General features: G+C 67.5%; 17 protein-coding genes. 8 read left to right on the top strand and 9 right to left on the bottom strand.

Annotated features, from left to right (window positions below):
* Nucleotides 1-57: 57 nt before the first annotated feature.
* The 6 genes from CLD20_RS18085 to CLD20_RS18060 form a co-directional block, all read right to left on the bottom strand.
* Nucleotides 58-1,317: a TRAP transporter large permease gene (locus CLD20_RS18085; protein ID WP_224408071.1), complete on the bottom strand. Its 1,260-nt coding sequence runs from the start codon at nt 1,315-1,317 to the stop codon at nt 58-60.
* An 8-nt stretch (nt 1,318-1,325) separates the two neighbouring features.
* On the bottom strand, nt 1,326-1,826 hold the full coding sequence (locus CLD20_RS18080) for a TRAP transporter small permease (RefSeq protein WP_224408070.1): 501 nt from the start codon (nt 1,824-1,826) through the stop codon (nt 1,326-1,328).
* Between the two features lie 67 nt (nt 1,827-1,893).
* Nucleotides 1,894-2,949 (bottom strand): TRAP transporter substrate-binding protein, encoded by a 1,056-nt coding sequence (locus CLD20_RS18075; RefSeq protein WP_224408069.1) that lies wholly within the window; start codon nt 2,947-2,949, stop codon nt 1,894-1,896.
* Nucleotides 2,950-2,992: 43 nt separating this feature from the next.
* Nucleotides 2,993-3,865, bottom strand: coding sequence for an SMP-30/gluconolactonase/LRE family protein (locus tag CLD20_RS18070; protein WP_224408068.1), 873 nt, complete (start codon nt 3,863-3,865; stop codon nt 2,993-2,995).
* The gene (locus tag CLD20_RS18065; protein ID WP_224408067.1) at nt 3,862-4,803 is read right to left on the bottom strand and encodes an NAD(P)-dependent oxidoreductase; all 942 of its coding nucleotides are present in this window, start codon (nt 4,801-4,803) and stop codon (nt 3,862-3,864) included. Before CLD20_RS18065 ends, CLD20_RS18070 begins: the two co-directional genes overlap by 4 nt.
* Before the next feature lie 2 nt (nt 4,804-4,805).
* Nucleotides 4,806-5,627 carry an SDR family NAD(P)-dependent oxidoreductase gene (locus CLD20_RS18060; protein WP_224408066.1) on the bottom strand — a complete coding sequence of 274 codons (822 nt, stop codon included), beginning with the start codon at nt 5,625-5,627 and terminating at the stop codon, nt 4,806-4,808.
* A gap of 83 nt (nt 5,628-5,710) precedes the next feature.
* Between CLD20_RS18060 and CLD20_RS18055 the strand changes: the two genes are divergently transcribed.
* From CLD20_RS18055 to CLD20_RS18045, 3 genes are all read left to right on the top strand, one after another.
* A complete protein-coding gene (locus CLD20_RS18055; protein ID WP_224408065.1) occupies nt 5,711-6,673 on the top strand; it encodes a tripartite tricarboxylate transporter substrate binding protein in 963 nt (320 codons plus the stop codon).
* A 101-nt stretch (nt 6,674-6,774) separates the two neighbouring features.
* A complete protein-coding gene (locus CLD20_RS18050) occupies nt 6,775-7,245 on the top strand; it encodes a tripartite tricarboxylate transporter TctB family protein (RefSeq protein ID WP_224408064.1) in 471 nt (156 codons plus the stop codon).
* Nucleotides 7,246-7,255: 10 nt separating this feature from the next.
* A complete protein-coding gene (locus tag CLD20_RS18045) occupies nt 7,256-8,764 on the top strand; it encodes a tripartite tricarboxylate transporter permease (protein ID WP_224408063.1) in 1,509 nt (502 codons plus the stop codon).
* Here the strand turns inward: CLD20_RS18045 and CLD20_RS18040 are convergent.
* Nucleotides 8,750-9,601: an IclR family transcriptional regulator gene (locus CLD20_RS18040; RefSeq protein WP_224408062.1), complete on the bottom strand. Its 852-nt coding sequence runs from the start codon at nt 9,599-9,601 to the stop codon at nt 8,750-8,752. The genes CLD20_RS18045 and CLD20_RS18040 overlap by 15 nt on opposite strands.
* 145 nt (nt 9,602-9,746) lie before the next feature.
* Between CLD20_RS18040 and CLD20_RS18035 the strand changes: the two genes are divergently transcribed.
* A complete protein-coding gene (locus CLD20_RS18035) occupies nt 9,747-11,450 on the top strand; it encodes a thiamine pyrophosphate-binding protein (RefSeq protein WP_224408061.1) in 1,704 nt (567 codons plus the stop codon).
* Nucleotides 11,451-11,511: 61 nt separating this feature from the next.
* On the opposite strand, the gene CLD20_RS18030 is transcribed toward CLD20_RS18035, so the two are convergent.
* Nucleotides 11,512-12,774, bottom strand: a complete 1,263-nt coding sequence (locus CLD20_RS18030; RefSeq protein WP_224408060.1) for an FAD-binding oxidoreductase — start codon at nt 12,772-12,774, stop codon at nt 11,512-11,514.
* A gap of 200 nt (nt 12,775-12,974) precedes the next feature.
* Between CLD20_RS18030 and CLD20_RS18025 the strand changes: the two genes are divergently transcribed.
* Nucleotides 12,975-13,931, top strand: coding sequence for an ornithine cyclodeaminase family protein (locus CLD20_RS18025; protein WP_224408059.1), 957 nt, complete (start codon nt 12,975-12,977; stop codon nt 13,929-13,931).
* Between the two features lie 166 nt (nt 13,932-14,097).
* Nucleotides 14,098-14,760: a GntR family transcriptional regulator gene (locus CLD20_RS18020; protein WP_224408058.1), complete on the top strand. Its 663-nt coding sequence runs from the start codon at nt 14,098-14,100 to the stop codon at nt 14,758-14,760.
* On the opposite strand, the gene CLD20_RS20455 is transcribed toward CLD20_RS18020, so the two are convergent.
* The gene (locus CLD20_RS20455; RefSeq protein ID WP_224408057.1) at nt 14,761-16,497 is read right to left on the bottom strand and encodes a thiamine pyrophosphate-binding protein; all 1,737 of its coding nucleotides are present in this window, start codon (nt 16,495-16,497) and stop codon (nt 14,761-14,763) included.
* Nucleotides 16,498-16,726: 229 nt separating this feature from the next.
* On the opposite strand from CLD20_RS20455, the gene CLD20_RS18010 reads away from it, so the two are divergent.
* Both CLD20_RS18010 and CLD20_RS18005 read left to right on the top strand, forming a co-directional pair.
* The gene (locus CLD20_RS18010) at nt 16,727-18,094 is read left to right on the top strand and encodes an acyclic terpene utilization AtuA family protein (protein WP_224408056.1); all 1,368 of its coding nucleotides are present in this window, start codon (nt 16,727-16,729) and stop codon (nt 18,092-18,094) included.
* Between the two features lie 19 nt (nt 18,095-18,113).
* Complete coding sequence (locus tag CLD20_RS18005; protein ID WP_224408055.1) at nt 18,114-18,434, top strand: DUF4387 domain-containing protein; 321 nt, start codon at nt 18,114-18,116, stop codon at nt 18,432-18,434.
* Nucleotides 18,435-18,457 lie beyond the last annotated feature (23 nt).

Below are 18,457 nucleotides of genomic sequence, written 5' to 3'. Positions count from 1 at the left end.
TTTCCGGGGCGAAGCGGAAGAGCAGACAGAGGGCCGGACGGCATTGCCGTCCGGCCCTTATCGGATCAGCGCCAGGCTGAGCCACGGCACCAGCAGGATGACGAGGAGGGCAGCGACCAGCACCACCAGGAACGGGATGACCCGGCGCGCCAGCGTCTCCAGCTTCACGCCCGACAGGCCGGAGGCGACGAAAAGGTTGACCCCGAGCGGCGGCGTCAGGAAGCCGACCTCGCTGGTGACCACCAGGATGATGCCGAAATGGATCGGGTCGATCCCGAGCTTCTTCACCAGAGGCAGCAGGATCGGCGTCAGGATGATGATCGTCGACAGGGTCTCCATGAAGGTGCCGAGCACCAGCAGCATCGCCGAGATCAACAGGAGCATCGTCACCGGATTGTCGGTGATCGCCAGCAGCGCCGCCGCCAGCGATTGCGGCACCTGGTTCAGCGCCATGAACTGGCCGAAGAAGATGGCGGTGCCCATGATGAGGATCAGCCCGCCGCAGATGGCGCTCGTCTCCGACAGCGACGCCCAGATCTGTCGCAGGCCGATGCTGCGCTTCACCAGAATGCCGACGAGCAGCGCATAGAGCACGGCGACGACGGCGGCCTCCACCGGCGTGAAGATGCCGAGATAGATGCCGCCGAGAACGACGGCCGGGGCGAGCAGCGAGGGGATGCCGGTGAAAATGGCGCGCCACAGGCTCCTGGCGTCGAAGCCTTCTTCCTGGCCGCGATAGCCGCGCAGGGCCGAGATGCCGACGGCCGTCGCCATCAGGGCGAGCCCGATGAGCAGGCCCGGCAGGAGGCCGGCGATGAACAGGTCGCCGATGGAGACACCGGCCAGCACGCCGTAGATGATCATCGGGTTGCTGGGCGGAATGAGGATGCCGAGCGTGCCGCCCGCCGAGGCGACGGCCGCGGCAAAGCCCCGGTCGTAGCCCTGGGCGGCCATGGCCGGGATGAGGAGCCCGCCGATCGCCGCCACCGTTCCGGGGCCGGAGCCCGAGATGGCGGCGAAGAACATGCACGAAAGGATGGTGACGACGGCGAGCCCGCCGGGCGCGCGCCCGACGGCGATGCGCATGACGCGGACGATGTCCTCGGTGATGCCGGCGCGCGTCATGATCGAGCCGGCCAGCACGAAGCAGGGGATGGCGATCAGCGGAAACTTGTCGACGCCGGAAAAGAGGCTGTGCGCCAGCGTCGCCAGCGGGATCGGCGACAGCAGGAAATCGGTCATCGCCGCGACGCCGAGCGCGGCGAAGATCGGCACGCCGATCAGAAGGCTGACGATGAGGGTGACGCCGATCAGCATGGGATGCCCTAGCCCTCGCCCGAGCGTGCTGCGACCGCCGAACTCGCCGGGTCGTCCCAGCGGCCGAGCCGCTGCAGGATGCGCGCGATCATCATCAGATGCGCGAGCGGGATCACGAGGTAGATCCAGGAGAGCGGCAGGAGCAGCGAGGTGGAGTAGACCGGGTATTGCAGCATGCGCCAGAACAGGAGCACTCCCGAGACGACGACGATCGCGTTGAAGGCGATCCAGACGAGGTCGGCGGCGACCTTGGTCGCGCGGCTGGCCGCCCGCGGCAGCATTTCCACGAAGGCCGTGACGCGCACATGCGTGCCGGCGCGCGCGGCGAGGCTGGCGGAGATGTAGACGAACCAGATGAAGAGGAAGCGCGAGACCTCCTCGCTCCACGACAGGCCGAGTTCCAGCCCGTAGCGGAAGAAGACCTGCAGCGCGAGCACGACGACGAGGCCGGCCAGGCACAGATTGGAAATCCACAGCTCGGCCTGCTCAAGCAGACGGGCGGCTTTCATGAACGCGGCCTCCTCCCGGTTGCGGCCGGCGGCGGCTGAGAGCCGCCGGCCATTGCCAAAGAACCGTTCAGTTCGCCATCTCGCCCGTTTCCTTGTAGTGCAGCGTCGTGTCGACCCAGTCCTTGCCGCCGCCCACGAGCGAATAGAGTTCCGGCCAGATCGCCTGGGCCTTCTTCTTCCACTCGTCGGCGTCCTTCAGCTCGCAGAAGGTCGTGCCGTGCTCGGAGATCAGGTTATTCTTCAGCGTCTCCTGGTCGTTCTTGACCCAGTTGTAGTGCCAGACGTCGTTCTCGTCGGCGATCTTCATGATGAGGTCGCGGTCTTCCTGCGAGAGGCTGTCGAGCCACGGCTTGTTGACGATCAGCAGCGCCGCCTGGGGCAGGTAGTGCGTGTCGATGACGTAGTTGATGTGCTCGTAGTAGCCCATGCGCGGAATCACATCGAGCGGGCTGTCGAAGGCGTCGACCACGCCCTGCTGGATGGCGCCGAAGGTCTCGGACCAGGCGATCGGGTAGGTCGAGACGCCCCATGCGGCCCACATCTTTTCCATCACCGGGTTCTTCGGGATGCGGATCTTCAGGCCCTGAAGATCGCCGAGCGTCTCCACGCAGGTGTTGCGGGTGAAGAGCTTGCGGAAGCTGTTGGTGTAGCCGCCGATGATCTGCACCGAGCCGGATTCGGCGAGTACGCGCTTGTTGAGCTCGTCGCGGTAGGGGCCCGGCCGCAACAGGCCGCCATCGCCGACCAGCTCCTCCATGCTGGAGTTGAGGTAGGGCAGCACCAGGACGTTGAGCGAGGGGGCGAGCTGGGCGACGTTGTTGGAGGTGATGGCGCCCATCTGCAGGGTGCCGAGCTGCACCTGCTGGGCCATCTCCTGCTCGCTGCCCATGACGCCGCCGTCGAGGACCTCGACCTTGATCCGGCCGTCCGAGGCCTTCTCCATCTTGTCGGCAAAGCCGTGGGCGTAGACGCCGTAGGCCTGTTCGGGGGCGCAGCACTGGCCGATCCTGATGGTCACGTCGGCGGCTTTTGCGGGTGCCGGCGCCAGGGTGTAGCCGAGCGCCAGGAGAGCCAGGGCGGCGAGCCCTCTCCTTGCGGCATGAAGGTTCCTTGCCAGGGTCATCGTCGTTCCTCCGTCGCGGATTATTGTTGGTGTGCCGGCGTCGTCAGCCGGCGAATTGCGGCTCGGGCAGTCCGCGTGCGCCCGTGCCGGAAATGGCGAAGAGAGCGCCGGCCAGAGGCTCCGTTTCCGGGCCGTCGGCGAGGCATGTGGCGCTCGTCACGAATAGGATGTCGAGGTCGGGCCCGCCGAAGGCGCACATGGTCGGGTGCGTGACGGGCAGCGCGATCTTTTCCAGGAGCCGGCCATCGGGGGCAAAGCAGCCCACGGCTCCGCCGAAGACGAGAGCGCACCAGTAATTGCCTTCCGCGTCGACCGTGGCGCCGTCGGCCCGGCCGATGCCGGCGCCGGCAAAGTCGATGAAGACGCGCCGGTTGGAGATCGTGCCGGCGGCAAGGTCGAAGTCGAAGGCGTAGACCACCTCGCGGCGGGAATCGGCGAAATACATGCGCGCGTCATCCGGGCTGAAGGCGATGCCGTTGGAGACGACGACACCGCCGAAAAGCCGCTCCAGGCGGAGATCGGCGCCGAGGCGATAGAGCGAGCCGGTCGGTCCGGCGAAGGTCTCGTTCATGGAACCGCACCAGTAGCGTCCGGCGCGGTCGCATTTGCCGTCGTTCAGGCGGTTGCCCGGCATGGCGGCCTCGACCGGCATGAGGAGCTGCAGCGCGCCGCTGACAGGGTCGAGCGCGGCGAAGCCTTGCTTGGTGGCGGCGATCAGCCCGCCTGCGCGGCGAAGGCCGATCGAGCCGATGCGCGTTTCAAGATCGAGGCGGCTCTCTTCGCCGCTGTCGAGGTCGAGGCCGTGCACGCTCTGGCCGAGGCAGTCGATCCAAAGAAGCCGCCCCTCGCGGTGGTCCCAGAGCGGGCACTCGCCGAGGATGTGCGCCCGTTCCACCACGACGTCGACGCAGCTCATGCCGCCGTTTCCAGGCGCGCGCGGTGGCGCTCGATGGTGCGGCGGACGCCTTCCTCGAGCGGGACATGCCGCCAGGTGCCGATCAGCGCCCTCAGGGGCGCGTCGTCGAGCGGCACGTCGGGGGAGGGCCGGTGTCTGTCGGCCCGGTCGACCTGTGCACCCGGCTCGACGGCGCGGATTGCGGCGAGCAGATCGTCGACCGTTTCCTGCTCCACGGTGATGTCGGAGACGATCGGCCCATCGGGACGGGCCGCCAGGCAGCGCAGCATCACCTCCACGACCTCTTCCACATACTGGAAGCACATGCTGCTGGCGTAGGGGATGGTGTAGCGTCGGCCCTCCGCCGCGGCCCGGATCGCTTCCGAGATCGCCGCGGTTTCCCCGGCGGCGCGGCCGAGGCCGTAGACGACGTTCGGTCTGAGGCCGATCGTGGCAAGGCCGTGATCGAGGAAATAGACCTTGGAGATGTCCTCCACGGCGCGCTTGGTCACGCCGTAGACATTGGCCGGCGCGTTGAGAGGGCCGCGCGGATGGGAAGCCGCGGAGCTGGTATAGAGCACCGTCTCGGCGCCGTTCCGGCGCGCCGCCTCCAGCACGTTGACATGGCCGATGACGTTGACGGCGACGCCGCGCGCCGGATCCTCGCGGCAGGGCGGGATCGTCAGCGCCGCCAGATGCACGACGGCGCGTGCGCCCGCCCGGGCGACGGCCTTCTCCACCTGCGCGGCGTCCGTCACGTCCGCGACCGCCCATGCGACTTCGCCGGCTCGTTCCTGGCCGGCAAGGTCGAGGAGAAGCCGCCGGTCCTCCACGATGTCGAGCGCATGCACCGTTTCCCCCCGCTCCAGGAGGGCGGCGATCAGCCATGCCCCGAGGAAGCCGGTCGCGCCGGTGACGAGGACCGGGCCGAGGCTCTGCGTGTCGTGCGCGCCTTCCATCCTCAGGCCACCATTGCCTGGCCGCCATTGACGTCCAGCATCACGCCGGTGACGAAACCGGCCTCCTCGGCCGCGAGGAAACACACGGCGGCGGCGACGTCTTCCACACGCCCGTGGCGGCCGACGGGAATGCCGGCGAGCATCTCCTTGCGCTCTTCCGGCGTCTTGCGCTCGGAGAGAAGCCGGTCGACCCGCTCCGTCAGGATGGCGCCCGGGCAGACGGCGTTGCAGGTGATGCCGTGGCGGCCGTATTCCTGCGCCCATTGCAGGGTGAGCGCCTGCACGGCCCCCTTGGAGGCGGCGTAGTTGGCGCCGGCGAAGAAGGAGCCGAAGCGCCCGGCCTTGGAGCCCATATTGACGATGCGACCGTAGCCCCGCTCCATCATGCCGGGCAGGACGAGGCGGGCGGTGCGGCGGGCGGCGTCGAGGTTGAGGCCCATGACCCGGGCCCAGTCCTCCTCGCTCTCTTCCAGGAAGGCCTGCGGGGTGTGCAGCGAGCCGCCGGCGTTGTTGACCAGGATGTCGAGTGGACCGAAAGCGGCGCGGGTCTCTTTGAAGGCGGCCTCGATGGCGCCGGCATCGAGAAGGTCGGTCGCGATCCAGTGCAGCCGCTCGGGGTCCGTTTCGGCGCGGCAGGAATCGAGCGCCTCCGCGTCGTTGTCCCAGATGACGACGCGCGCGCCTTCATGGGCGAGCCGGCTGGCGACCTCGCGTCCGAGGCCCTTGGCGCCTGCCGTGACCAGCGCGGCCTTTCCCTCGAACCGCCGACATTTTTCTTTCGGCATCTCCGGTCCGAGCTCTTCCTCCCGATTTTCGATTTGCATCTTTCTTCGAGGCTCATAAAATGGAACATAAATCCAATCAGCGGAACTACTCCGCGTCAAGGCTTAATAAGGGAGGAACTCAGATGAAACCCAGCAGGACGATGTCCGCCGCTCTGGCGGCCGCCGTAATCTCGCTCGCGGGCCTTTCGGCTCCGGCGCAGGCCTTTCCGGACCGGCCCGTCACCATCGTCGTGCCCTTTGCGGCCGGCGGCGGCACCGACATCACGACGCGCACCATGCAGCAGCCGATGGCAAAGGCGCTGGGCGGCGAGATCGTGGTGAAGAACACGGCCGGCGCCGGCGGCACGATCGGTGTCGCCGAGGCGGGACGGGCCAAGCCCGACGGCTACACGCTTGGCATGGCCCCGGTCGGCCCGCTGACCACGCAGCCGCATCTGCGCAAGCTGCCCTACGACGTCGATTCCTTCGAATATGTCTGTCTCGCCTATTCGGCGCCGACATCGATCGCGGTGCGCAAGGATTCGCCCTTCAAGACGCTCGACGACCTCATCGCCTACGGCAAGGAGAACCCGGGCAAGCTGACCTTCGCCGTGCAGGCGATCGGCTCCATACCCCACATTGCGGGCCTCGCGCTTGCCGAGGAAGCCGGGATCGAGATGACCTACCTGCCGGTGAACGGCGACGGGCCGGCTCTGAAGGCCCTCCTCGACGGCACGGCGGACATCTTCGTGCCGCACATCTCGTTCCTCTCCAGCAACCGCGACCAGATCAAGTCGCTGGCGATCCTGCAGGGCGAGCGGCTGGAGGGCATGCCCGACCTCGCCACCGCCAAGGAGCAGGGCTTCGATCTCGATTTCCCCATCTGGGGCGGTCTCGTCGCGCCCAAGGGCACCCCTGCCGAGACGGTAGCCCAGCTCGACGATGCCTGCCACCAGGCGATCGAATCGGAACCCTTCCAGGCGCACATGAACAAGCTCGGCCAGCCCGTCGCCTATATGGACGCCAAGGAATTCGGCGCCTTCGTCCATCAGCGCTACGAGCAGAACAGGCAGCTGCTGAAAGAGGCCGGCTTCGAGCCGAAATAGGCCTTTTCCATCCTCATCGCCCGGCCGTATCCCCGGCCGGGCAGGCGGCGCATCAGGGCCGGGCCGCGCATAAGGTTGGGCAGTAACGGGAGGCTGCGCGCATGAGCAAGCTTTCGGGCCGCATAGGCCCGCTTCTGATGACCGCTTTCTTCATCGGCGCGGCCGTCGTTCTCTTCACGGAATCGTTTCGGGAAGAGTACCAGCTCAGCCTGATGAGCCACGCCATGGGGCCGACCTTCTTTCCGCGGATCGTCCTCGGAGCGATGGTCGCGCTGGGTATCCTCGTCGCGGTGGAGAGCCTTCGCGGCAGCGCTGAAAAGGTCGATGTCTCCACGGCCGGCCGGGTTGTGGGCATCATCCTCGTCACGGTGCTTTACGGCGCCGGGATCGGCCTCATCGGCTTTCTCTTCTCAAGCTTTCTCTTCGTTCTCGCCGCCAGCCTGATGCTCGGCTACCGGCGCATCGTCGTCGTCCTGCCGGTCGCCGCGTTCTACTCGGTCGCGGTCTGGTACCTCTTCCAGGAGGTGCTCCTGATCATCCTTCCGGGCTCTCCCTGGTTCAATTCATTCTAGCGGGTAGCAGATGGACCTCATCCTGAGCGGGCTGGCCGACGCGCTGACGCCGTTGAGCCTTCTTGCCATCGTCGCCGGCACGATCGTCGGCGTTATCGTCGGCGTGCTGCCGGGCCTCGGCTCCGTCGTGGGCGTCACCATGGTGCTGCCCTTCACCTTCACCATGCCGCAGGTGCCCGCGATCGCCCTGATGCTGGGCGTCTATTGCGGCTCGGTCTACGGCGGCTCGATCACGGCGATCGTCCTCAACACGCCCGGCACGCCGCAGGCGGCCGCGACGGCACTCGACGGCTATCCGATGGCGGCGCGGGGCGAGGCGGATCTCGCCATTGGCTGGGTGACGGCCGCCTCCACCTTGGGAGGCCTGTTCTCCGTCCTCGTCCTCATTATCGCGGCGCCCTATCTGGCGGCCTTCTCGCTCAACTTCACGCCGATTGAATATTTCGCCCTCGGCATCTTCGCCCTCACCTGCATCGCCAACGTCTCGCGTGGCGCGATGGCCAAGGGGCTCCTTTCGGGCCTCGCCGGCCTCGCCGTCGCCACGGTCGGCACCGATCCCATCACCGGCGACCTGCGTTTCACCTTCGGCAGCTTCGAGATGTCGGCCGGCATCGAGCTGATCCCCGCCGTCGTCGGGCTCTTCGCCCTCGGGGAGATGTTCGTGCGGGCGAAAGAGCGCTGGCGGCCGGAGAACACGGCGACCTTTCGTGTCGGTTTCCGGCTGCCGCCGCTGCGGGACTGGAAGCCCCGGATCGGCGTGCTGCTGCGCTCCTCGCTCATCGGCTCCTTCGTCGGCGCCCTGCCCGGCACGGGCGCCGCCACCGCGGCCTTTCTCGCCTATTCGGAAGCGCGCCGGTCTTCTCCGCGCGGCGACAAGTTCGGCACAGGCGAGCCGGACGGGCTGATTGCCTGCGAAAGCGCCAACAATGCCGTCACCGGCAGCGCGCTCGTACCGACGCTCGCCCTCGGCATTCCCGGCGATCCGGTGACGGCGGTGATGCTCGGCGCGCTCATCATCCAGGGGGTTACGCCCGGCCCGCAGCTCTTCAACAACCATATCGAGCTCGTCTACGCGATCTTCATGGTGCTGGTGCTGGTGAACCTCGTGATGTTTGCCACCGGCGCGCTCGGCGCGCAGGCCTTCACCCGCGTCCTGCGCATCCCCGAGCCGCTCCTGATCGCCCTCGTCATCGTCATTGCGATGATCGGCGCCTATGGCGTGCGCGGCAACATGCTCGACATCTGGGTGGCCCTCGCGGCGGGGCTGGTGGGAGCCGGTATGCGCTTCACCGGCTTTCCCGTCGCGCCGATGGTCATCGGCATGGTTCTGGGGCCGATGATCGAACAGTCGCTGCGCCAGGGATTGCTCATCACCCGCGGCGATTTCCTCGCCTTCTTCGAGCGGCCGATCGCGCTTGCGCTGTTCGTCCTGACGCTTCTCTTTCTCGTCTGGCCGTTGCTGCGCGACATGAGGGCAAGGGCCCGCCGGCGCGCGCAGGAGGCCTCAGACGAGGCCTGAGAGGCGGGAATTGATCGTCTCGGCCGCTGCCAGAAGACGCGGGGCGAACTCCGCCATCAGTCGCTCGCGCGGCAGGCCCGAGGCGAGCCCGCCGAGGCTGAGCGTGTAGATCTCGCCCGTCGTCGGATCGCGCAGCACCGTTCCGATGGCGTTGTGCTCGGGACGCCAGCTGCCGATGGCATCGGCAAAACCCTGTCGCCGTGCCCGTTCGATGGCCTCCTCGACCGTCTTCTTCGCCTGCGGCCAGCCCGCCCCCTCGCGCGCGGCGAGGCGTTCCAGGAGACGCTCGCGCTCCCCTTCCTCGATGCCGGCGAGATAGGCTCTGCCCGGCGCGCTCCACAGCATCGGGATGCGCGCTCCGACCGTGAGGTTGAGGAGGATGGCGCTCGGCCGGCGGGCGAGCTCCACGAACATCATGTCGAGGTCGTCGCGAATGGAGATGGCAACGGCGCAGTCGCCGGTGGAGATCAGCTCCTCGATGAAGGGCCGGGCAAACTCGCCGAGGCCGGTGCGTCCGAGGGCGGCATAGCCGAGCGTCAGCACCTGGCTGGAGAGCGCATACTTGCCGACCTCCGGCACGAAGCGGAGATAGCCGAGCTCGGCGAGCGTGGCGGCAAGGCGCGAGACCGTGGCCTTCGGCAGCTCGGTGCGGCGGGCGATTTCCTGCGTGCCGATGACCCTGTCCTCGGCGCGAAAGCAGCGCAGGACCGCAAGGCCGCGCGCCAGCGTACCGACGGCGGGCGACTCGGCCGGCGTGTCGTCGGCATGCCCGGGCGCGGCGCCCTGGCGTGGGCGTCCTCTCGGGCGCGATGCGGTCTTCGAATCGGGCGCTGGCATGGCTTCCACTATAGCGCCGGCGGCGAGATTTCCCATGCGACGGGGCCGGCGCTCTCTTGCCAAAGGGGCGGTGAATGTTTCATTGAACAGAATTATGTTCCATTATTTTCCATGCGCAAGAGCATGGTGCTGAAGGGAGAGAAGCATGAAGACCAATGAGGCGGTGCTGAGCACCATGATCGAGGGCGGCATCACGCGCGGCTTCACCCTCCCTGGCCTCGGCATCACCTGGTCGCTGCGTGCCTTCGACGAGCGCCGCTCGGACTTCGAGGTCGTTCTGGCGCGCTCCGAGCAATGCGCGTCTGTGATGGCGCAGGTGACGGGCAAGCTGACCGGCCGCCCCGGCCTTCTGATGGCGCAGGGCCCCTTCTCCACCACCACCGGCGCCTTCGGCATCCTGGAGGCCTATTTCTCCGGCTCGCCCATGGTCATCCTCACCGACACCTCCTGCTACGACGGCTTCGCCCAGTACGGCGTCTACCAGACGATGACCGGCGATTACGGCGCGGCCGACGCCTTCGCCGTGATGAAGACCATGACCAAGTTCGCCACCTACGCCACCCAGCCGCAGGAAGCCGTCTACGGCATGCAGCTCGCCATGAAGCACGCGGCCGCGCCGCGCCAGGGTCCGGCCGCGGTCATCATGAAGTCCGACATCATCCAGAAGGAACTGCCCGAAAGCCCGCGGGCCCGTCTTTACCCGACCGGCGGCTATCTCGCCGCCTCGCCGACCCATGCGGACGCCGCCGCGGTTTCCCGCCTGGCAGAGCTGATCGCCAGGGCGGAGCGGCCGATCATCGTCGCCGGCAACGGCGTTTATATGAGCCGCTGCGGCCCGGCGCTACAGGCCTTCGCCGAGGCGAACGGCATCGGCGTCGCCTCCAGCTATCACGGCAAGGGCGTCATCGACGAAACCTCGCCCGTCGCCGTCGGCATGATCGGCACCTGGGGCACGAAGGCCTCCAACCGGGCGCTGCAGGCGGCCGATCTCGTCGTCATGCTCGGCTGCAGCATGGGGGCCGAATATACCCGCTTCCGCGATGCGGAGATGATCCGTCCGGGCGAGCAGACGCTGGTGCAGGTCGATATCGATGCGCGCAACGCCGGCTGGGTCTATCCGGTCGATCTCGCCATCACCGGCGATGCGGCCGAGGTGGTGGAGATGCTTTCCCGCGAGGCGATCGATTCGAGCGGGCGAGAAAAGCGCCTGGCCGGCCTCGCCGAGATCAAGGTGAAGAACGGCTACGGCGTCATCGAGACGATTCCCGCGCGGCCGGGAACCGTCCACTACGCCGACATCATGCGCGGCCTCGACGGCTTTCTCTCCCCGGGCGACCTCCTCACCATGGATGCCGGCACCAACCGCATCTGGGCGACGACGCGGCTTTGCCTGCGCACGCCGAACCAGCTCGTCGCGCCCGGCGGCCTCGGCGGCATGGGCTGGAGCACCCCGGCGGCGACGGCGGTGAAGATCAATCGTCCGGGCAACCGGGTGACCGGCGTCATTGGCGATGGCGGTTTCGTCATGACCATGGACGCCGTGGCGACGGCGGCCGAGAACAATCTCGACGTCGTCTACGTAGTGGCCAACAATGCCGGCCTCGGCATGGTGCGCGACAATCTCGGCAACCGGAAGATCGCCGTCGATTTCGGCGATCACGACTTCACCAAGGTGGCCGAGGGCCTCGGCGGCAAGGGCCTGACCGTGACGGAGCCCGACCAGGTTCGGGATGCGCTGGAGGAGGCGCACAGGATGGGTGGACCGGTGGTGGTCGACGTCAAGGTCGATCCGGCCGCCAGCCATCGCGACTGCTCGGACTACGACGCGCTGGAGCCGCTCGCCAGCTAGGCGATGCATGGCGAACCGGCAGGCGAGCAGGCACCGCCCCGCTGCCTGGCCGGTCTCACCCTCAGCGGAAGCGGGTCGGCGAGAACCGGGCTATGTCGATCTCGCACGCATCGCGCGAGACGAGCTGGGCCACCAGCCGGCTGGTTCTTGCCGAGCTGACGAGGCCGATATGCCCGTGCCCGAAGGCATGCACGATGTCGGGCGTGGCGGAGGCGTGGCCGATGGCGGGCAGGCCGTCCGGCAGGCTCGGCCGATGTCCCATCCAGGTGCGGACGCGTTCCGGGGCGAGCTTCCTCGGCAGGTCCGGGAACAGCGCCTGCAGACGCTCCAGGAGGATGGCGGTGCGGTTCCAGTTGGGCGGCGCCTTGAGGCCGCCGATCTCCACCTGGCCTGCGGCGCGCAGGCCGCCGAGCGTGCGGATGGCGACGAACTTGTGCTCGTTCGCCATGATCGGCAGGGCAGGGGCGACCTCCGGGTCGTCGATCTCGGCATGGTAGCCGCGCTCGCTCTCGAGCGGCAGGCGGTCCCCCGCGCGCGCCGCAAGCGGCCTGGAATGGATGCCGGCGCTGATCACGGCCGCGCTGCAGGCGATCGTGTCGCGGTCGGTCTTCACGGCGCGCAGCCGCCCGTTCTCGATCTCGAAGTCGCGCGCATGCGACGTGACGAGTTCGGCCCCGCGCGCCACGGCATGAGCGACGAGGCCGGCGACATAGCGGCCCGGAGCGCGGCAATGGCCGGCCTCCGGAACGAGGACGCCGAAGGAGAAGCTCCGGTCGAGATCCGGCTGGATGCGGCGCAGCGCCTCGCCCTCCAGTTCCTCCCAGCCGATGCCGAGCGAGCGGCGGATCTCCCAGCCGAGGCGCTCCTTCTCGAAGGCCTGCCGGGAGGAGTAGACATGCATCAGCCCCGATGTCGCGTCGATCAGGTCGGCGATGCCGGCCTCGGCGGCGACATCGGCGTGGAGTTGGGGCGCGCCGGCCGTCAGGCTGCGCAGGCTTGCCGCAATCCGGCGCATGCGCGCCTCGGTGCCGCCGGCCTTGATGAAGCGCAGCAGCCATGGCGCCGCCTGCGGCAGGTAGCCGGGCCGGATGGAAAGCGGCCCGCGCGGATCGGAGAGATAGCCGGGCACCTTTTTCCAGATGCCCGGCTCGCTCGTCGGAATGACGGAATGGGAGGAGAGCCAGCAGCCGTTGCCGTAGCTTGCGGCCTGCTCGCCGCCCGGATCTTCCGGCTCGACGATCGTGACCTTGTGACCGTGGCGCAGGAGCTCGATGGCGCTGAGCGCGCCGACGACACCGGCGCCGATGACGACCGTCCGTGACATGGAATTTGCTCCTCGTTCGGCCGGCGAGGCCGGAGACCGCATAGAACACAGGCTTGAATACAATTCGGTATATGATAGCTTTGGGCCTGTAAACAGCGCCGGGAATCCAAACCGGACCCCAAGGGATCTGCTCGTGACGGCGCCGAAACGGCAGTGATATGGACGCAGATGCCCGCATGAGAACGGAAGCCGGGCCGGCCATGGCAGCTTCCCATTTTCTTTATCTCGGCAGCGACGATCTGCGCGCGCTCGATCTTTCCGCCTGCGACATCGCCGACGCGATCGCGGCCGCCTTCGCGCTGCGCTCGCAGGGTGCGGTGGAACTGCCGCCGAAAAGCATCATCCGGCGCGCCGACGGGGCCGATTTTTTCGCCATGCCCGCCGCAGCATCGGGGCTGGCGGGCGGCCTGAAATGGCTGGCACACGGCAGCGAGAATGCGGCGCGCGGTCTTCCGGCCTATCTCGGCCTGATGATCCTGTGCGACGACGAAAGCGGCGAGCCGCGTGCGGTGCTCAGCGCGGCGGAGCTGACGACCCGGCGCACGGCCGCGACGAGCCTCCTGGCGGCCCGCCATCTGGCCAAACCGGATGCCGGAACGCTCGGCCTCGTCGGCTGCGGGGCCCAGGCCCGCGCCCATCTTGAGGCGTTTGCCGAGGCCTTCCCCTTGCAGCGCCTCGTGCTTTTCGGGCGCGGGGAGAAGAACATCGCCGCGCTGGCGAGGACGGCCGCCGCGATGGGCATCGAGGCGGAGGTGGCGACCACGGCCGACGAGGTGCTGGCCGCGAGCGACCTCCTCGTTTCCAGCGTCCCGGCCGTCGCCCCCTTCATCGACGCGGCGAAGCTTTCCCCGGGGAGCACCGCCTTCCTGGTGGATCACGGTGCCGCCTGGCTGGACGGGGGCCTTGCCGCCTTCGACCGTATGTTCACCGACGACGGCCCGTCCACGGCCCTGCGCGCCGAGGCGGAGCCGCACCTGGCCAGGATGGTCTTTGCAGGCGATTTCGCCGGGCTGGCCACCGGCGAGTTCGGGCGGGCGAATGGCGACGAGCGGCTCGGCTTTTGTTTTCCGGGCACGGCGCTCGCCGACCTCGCCGCGGCCGACCTTGCGGTGCGCCGGGCGAGGGAACGGGGGCTCGGGACCCGGCTTTGTCTATGAACGCGGGCCGATGCCACAGCCCGCTCGAACCGATTGATCTGGCCTTGCGCCTCAAGGCGCGTCAGAAAGAAAAGCAGGAGGAAACCAGCCTTTGACCACGAACGCGAAGGTCGCTAGCGCTTCGGACCGGGAGGAACGGAGGGCGAGGGGAGACGGCAAGGAAAGCATGGTCGAGCTCGCCTACCGGCGTATCCTCGCCATGATCAACGAATTCGAGATCCGGCCCGGCGAGCGCATCAACGAGGTTGAGGTCTCCCGCAAGCTTGGCGTCTCGCGCACGCCGCTGCGCGAGGCTCTGAACAGGCTCGCCATCGAAGGCTTCCTCACCACGCAGCCCTCCAGGGGCTTCTTCTGCAAGTCGCTCGATCCCAATGAGATCTTCCAGCTCTACCAGCTGCGCACGGTGCTCGAGGTTGCCGGCGTGCGCCTTGCCACGCAGAACGCGCGCGACGAGGATCTGCAGAATCTGAGGGCGTTTCTCGATTCCACCGCCGATCCGCGGCATGAACCGATCAGCGCCCTCGTCTCCTATGACGAGACCTTCCATGAATCGATCATGCGCATGTCCGGCAACATGGAGATCCTGCGCACCCTCAAGAACGTCAACGACCGCATCCGGCCGATCCGCTGGATCGATCTCAACCGGCGCGGCCGTCCGGCGACCCAGGAAGAGCATCGCCACATCCTGATGATGATCGTCGGCCGGGACGCCGATCGGGCGGCCCAGCTGATGAGCATGCATATCGAAAAGCGGCTCGACGAGATCGATACCTCCATCCGCCAGCTCTACGGGGACATCTTCGTCGGACAGGCGCTCGCGCGGTCCTGATCAGCCCATCCACTGGCTGACGGGGACGGCGGACTCCTCCAGCGGCTGGCTGTGGACATCGATCAGCGCCGGCCCGTCATGGGCGAGCGCCTCGCGGATGGCGGTCTCCACCTCGGCCGGGTTTTCCACCCGCCAGGACTTGATGCCGTAGGCCGCGCCGACGGCCGCGTGATCGGTGCGGTTGAAGTCCACCGAATAGTAGCGCTCCTGATAGCCGTCCTTCTGGCTCGCCTTGATCCAGCCGAAGGCGGAATTGGCGAAGACGACCATCTTCAGCGGGATGCGCATGCGCGTGATCGTCTCCAGCTCCCCGACGGTGAAGCCGAAGCTGCCGTCGCCCATCACCGAGACGACCGGCACGTCGGGGCGTCCGTACCAGGCGCCCATGCCGGCCGCCATGGCGTAGCCGAGCGCGCCGTGGGCGCGGTTGCTGATGAAGTGGCGGCCGGCGCGCGCAAAGCGATAATAGCCGGAAAAATACGGGCAGGGCGTGCCCGGATCGGCGACGATGATCGCCTCCTCCGGCAACTCTCTCTGCAGAGCCGCGATGACGCGTTCGGGCCGGATCGGCTTGTCGTCGGAGCGGGCGAGAAGATCGAAGTTCCGCCATTTCGCCTCACGCATCGCCGCGAGGCGCTCGACCAACTGCCGGTCCGGGTCGCGCTTGCCGATGCGGGCCGCGACGGCCGTGTTGAGGCTGGCAAGCACGAGCTTGGCATCGCCGACGAGGCCCGCATCGCAGCGGTAATTGGCACCGACCACCATCGGGTCGATGTCGATATGGACGATGGTGACGTCCCTGCTCGGCACGTTCCCGTGCTCGGTGGAGGTGGAGCCGGCGCGGCAGCCGATGAAGATGGCGCAGTCGGCCTCCGCCACGATCTCGCGCGTCGCATCGGTGCCGCCGTTGGCGCCGACCACGCCGACGGCGAGCGGATGGTTGTCGGAGATGACACCATGGCCCGAAACGGTGGAGGCCACCGGCGCGTTGAGCATGATCGCCAGTTCCTCAAGCTCGGCGGTTCCGCCGGACTGGATGCAGCCGCCGCCGCAGATCAGCACCGGGCGCTTGGCTGCGGCGATCAGATGGGCCGCCTGCTCGACCAGGGCCGGGTCGGGGGCCGTGCGGAAGGCCGGAAAACGGGCATGCTCCGGCAGGCTCCAGATGTCGGAGGCCTCCAGCGTCTGCTTCTGCAGGTCGTAAGGCAGGCCGATATGGGCCGCCCCCGGCTTGCCGGTCGTGGCGGCGCGGAAGGCTGTGCGGAAAATGCCGGGAATCTGTGTGACGTGATCGGCGACCGCATTCCACTTGGTCAGTGGCCGGAAAAGCGCCGTCTGGTCGAGTTCGGTCAGCGGATAGCGCCCGCGTGCCGTGACCGGAACGTCGGAGGTGATCGACACGACGGCCGAGGAGCTCTCGTTCGCTTCCACCACGCCGGGCAGGATGTGCGTCGCGCCGCCCCCGGAGGGGCCCTCGCAGACGCCGACCTTGCCGGTGACGCGGGCATAAGCGTCCGCCATGTAGCCGGCGGCGCGCTCGTCGCGGGTGAGGATGTGCTTCATGCCGTGATTGAGCCGGGCGAGCGCGTCGTAGAAGGGCAGGCTGGTATCGCCGCACAGGCCGAAGATGTGGGAGACGCCGTGCTGCTGCAGCATCAGGACCGAGGCCTCGGCTCCGGTCACTTTGTCGTTCTTGGCGGTGTCGTCTCCGGCGGAGACCGGGCTGAAGGAATTCACTCGTCAAACCTCTGGCGCTGAAGGGCGTAAAAACTGTATGCAGATTTGTATTCCGTGATGTGGAATGGGTCAAGCTGGCCGCACCGTCGCAGGCCATGATGCCAAAAAACCCTCTGAAATGAAGGGTTGACGCCTTTCCAAAATTGTTCAAGCATCTGCATACAGTTTGACATGACCCACGTCGCCCGGCCGCTCGCTCGGCCGCGGGCGCGGTCCGATGGAGACAGAAATGGACGAGATCGTCGGCGTTGCCCCGTGCGGGTCGCTGGGCAGCGGCTATCCTCCCGAGGCTCTCAAGGCCGCGCTGGACGAAGGCGCGCATTTCATCGGTCAGGATGCCGGCTCGACCGATATGGGCCCCTACTACCACGGCAGCGGCCAGGCCTTCCTGCCGCGCTCCACCTACAAGCACGACCTCGAAATCATGCTGACGCAGGCGATCGAGCGAAACATCCCGCTCATCGTCGGCTCGGTCTTTACCAGCGGCGCGCGTGACCAGCTCAAGATCGGCGCGGAGATCATCGAGGAGATCGCCCGCGAAAAGGGCTATTCCTTCAAGATGGCGCTCGTCGATGCCGAGCTCGACAAGAATGCCCTCAAGCGCCGCATCTCCGATCTCGGCGGTCTCGCCTCGCTCGGGCCGGAAAACGAGCTCGACGCCGATATCATCGACCGCTGCGGCCCGATTTGCGGCCAGATGGGCGTGGAACCCATCATCAAGGCGCTGGAGGCCGGCGCCGATGTGATCCTGTGCGGCCGCGCCTGCGACGACGCCGTCTTCGCCGCCATGCCGATCCTGAAAGGCTTCAACCGTGGCCTTGCCCTCCATATGGGCAAGATCCTCGAATGCGGCGGCATCTCGGCGGTTCCCTGCGATCTCGCCGAGCCGATGCTCGGCCGGCTCTCCAGGGATGCCTTCGACGTGCGTCCCGGCGCCGAGGCGTTCAAATGCACGCCGACTTCGGTCGCCGCCCATTCGCTCTACGAGCGCGGCGACCCCTGCATCCAGCCGGGCCCCGGCGGCACCAACGACCTGACCGACTGCACCTTCGAGCAGATCGATCCGCGCACCGTGCGCGTCGCCGGCAGCCGCTTCGTTCCCGACGAGCGCTACATGGTCAAGCTGGAGGGGGCCGAGTTCATCGGCTATCGCAGCATCGTCATGGTGGGCGTGCGCGATCCGATCATGATCGCCCAGTTCGACCATGTGCTCGAGGAGGCCCGCGCCCGCGCGCAGAAGCGCTTTCCCGTCTCTTCCGCCGGCGACTGGAAGCTGGCCTATCACGCCTATGGGCGCGATGCCGTGATGGGGTCGCTGGAGCCCGACCGGGACTTCGTGGCCAAGGAGATCGGCCTTCTCATCGAGGCGGTGGCCCCGACGCAGGAAGCGGCGAACGCCATCGCCATGTTCGTGCGCGGCACGCTCCAGCACATCGGCTATCCGGGCATCGTCACCACCGCGGGCAATCTCGCCTACCCCTTCTCGCCCTTCAATGTGCCGGTCGGCCCCGCCTACCGCTTCTCCGTCTACCACCTGCTGCCGCTCGAGGACCCTTGCGAGGTCTTCCCGATGCAGCTCGTGGACGTGAAGAACTAGCCGGAAGGGCACGCTCAGCATGGCCAAGCTCATCGACTACGCGCAGGTGATCCGCAGCAAGAATGCGGGTCCCTTCGAGCTCACCTTCGACATCATGTTCGAGGACCGGGACAACTACGAGCGCGTCAAGAACAGCGGCGCGATCACGCGAGAGCTCGTCTCCGAGCTCTACCGCGTCTCGCACAACGAGGTTCTCGTCTGCCGCCCGTACGATCCGGCGCTGGCGATCAAGATCACCATCCGTCGCCCCATCGGCTCCGGCGATTTCGGCGAAACGGATGTCTATGGCTGCCAGCAGCACGTACCGCTGACGCAGATCGAGATCCCCGACGTCGGCTGACGGCGGGACGTGGCAAAAATCAT

The organism is Afifella sp. IM 167, from assembly GCF_020144925.1.
Classification (GTDB): Bacteria; Pseudomonadota; Alphaproteobacteria; order Rhizobiales; family Afifellaceae; genus Afifella.
Note: the sequence above shows the minus strand (reverse complement) of the source record. Positions and strands in the feature narration are given on the sequence as shown.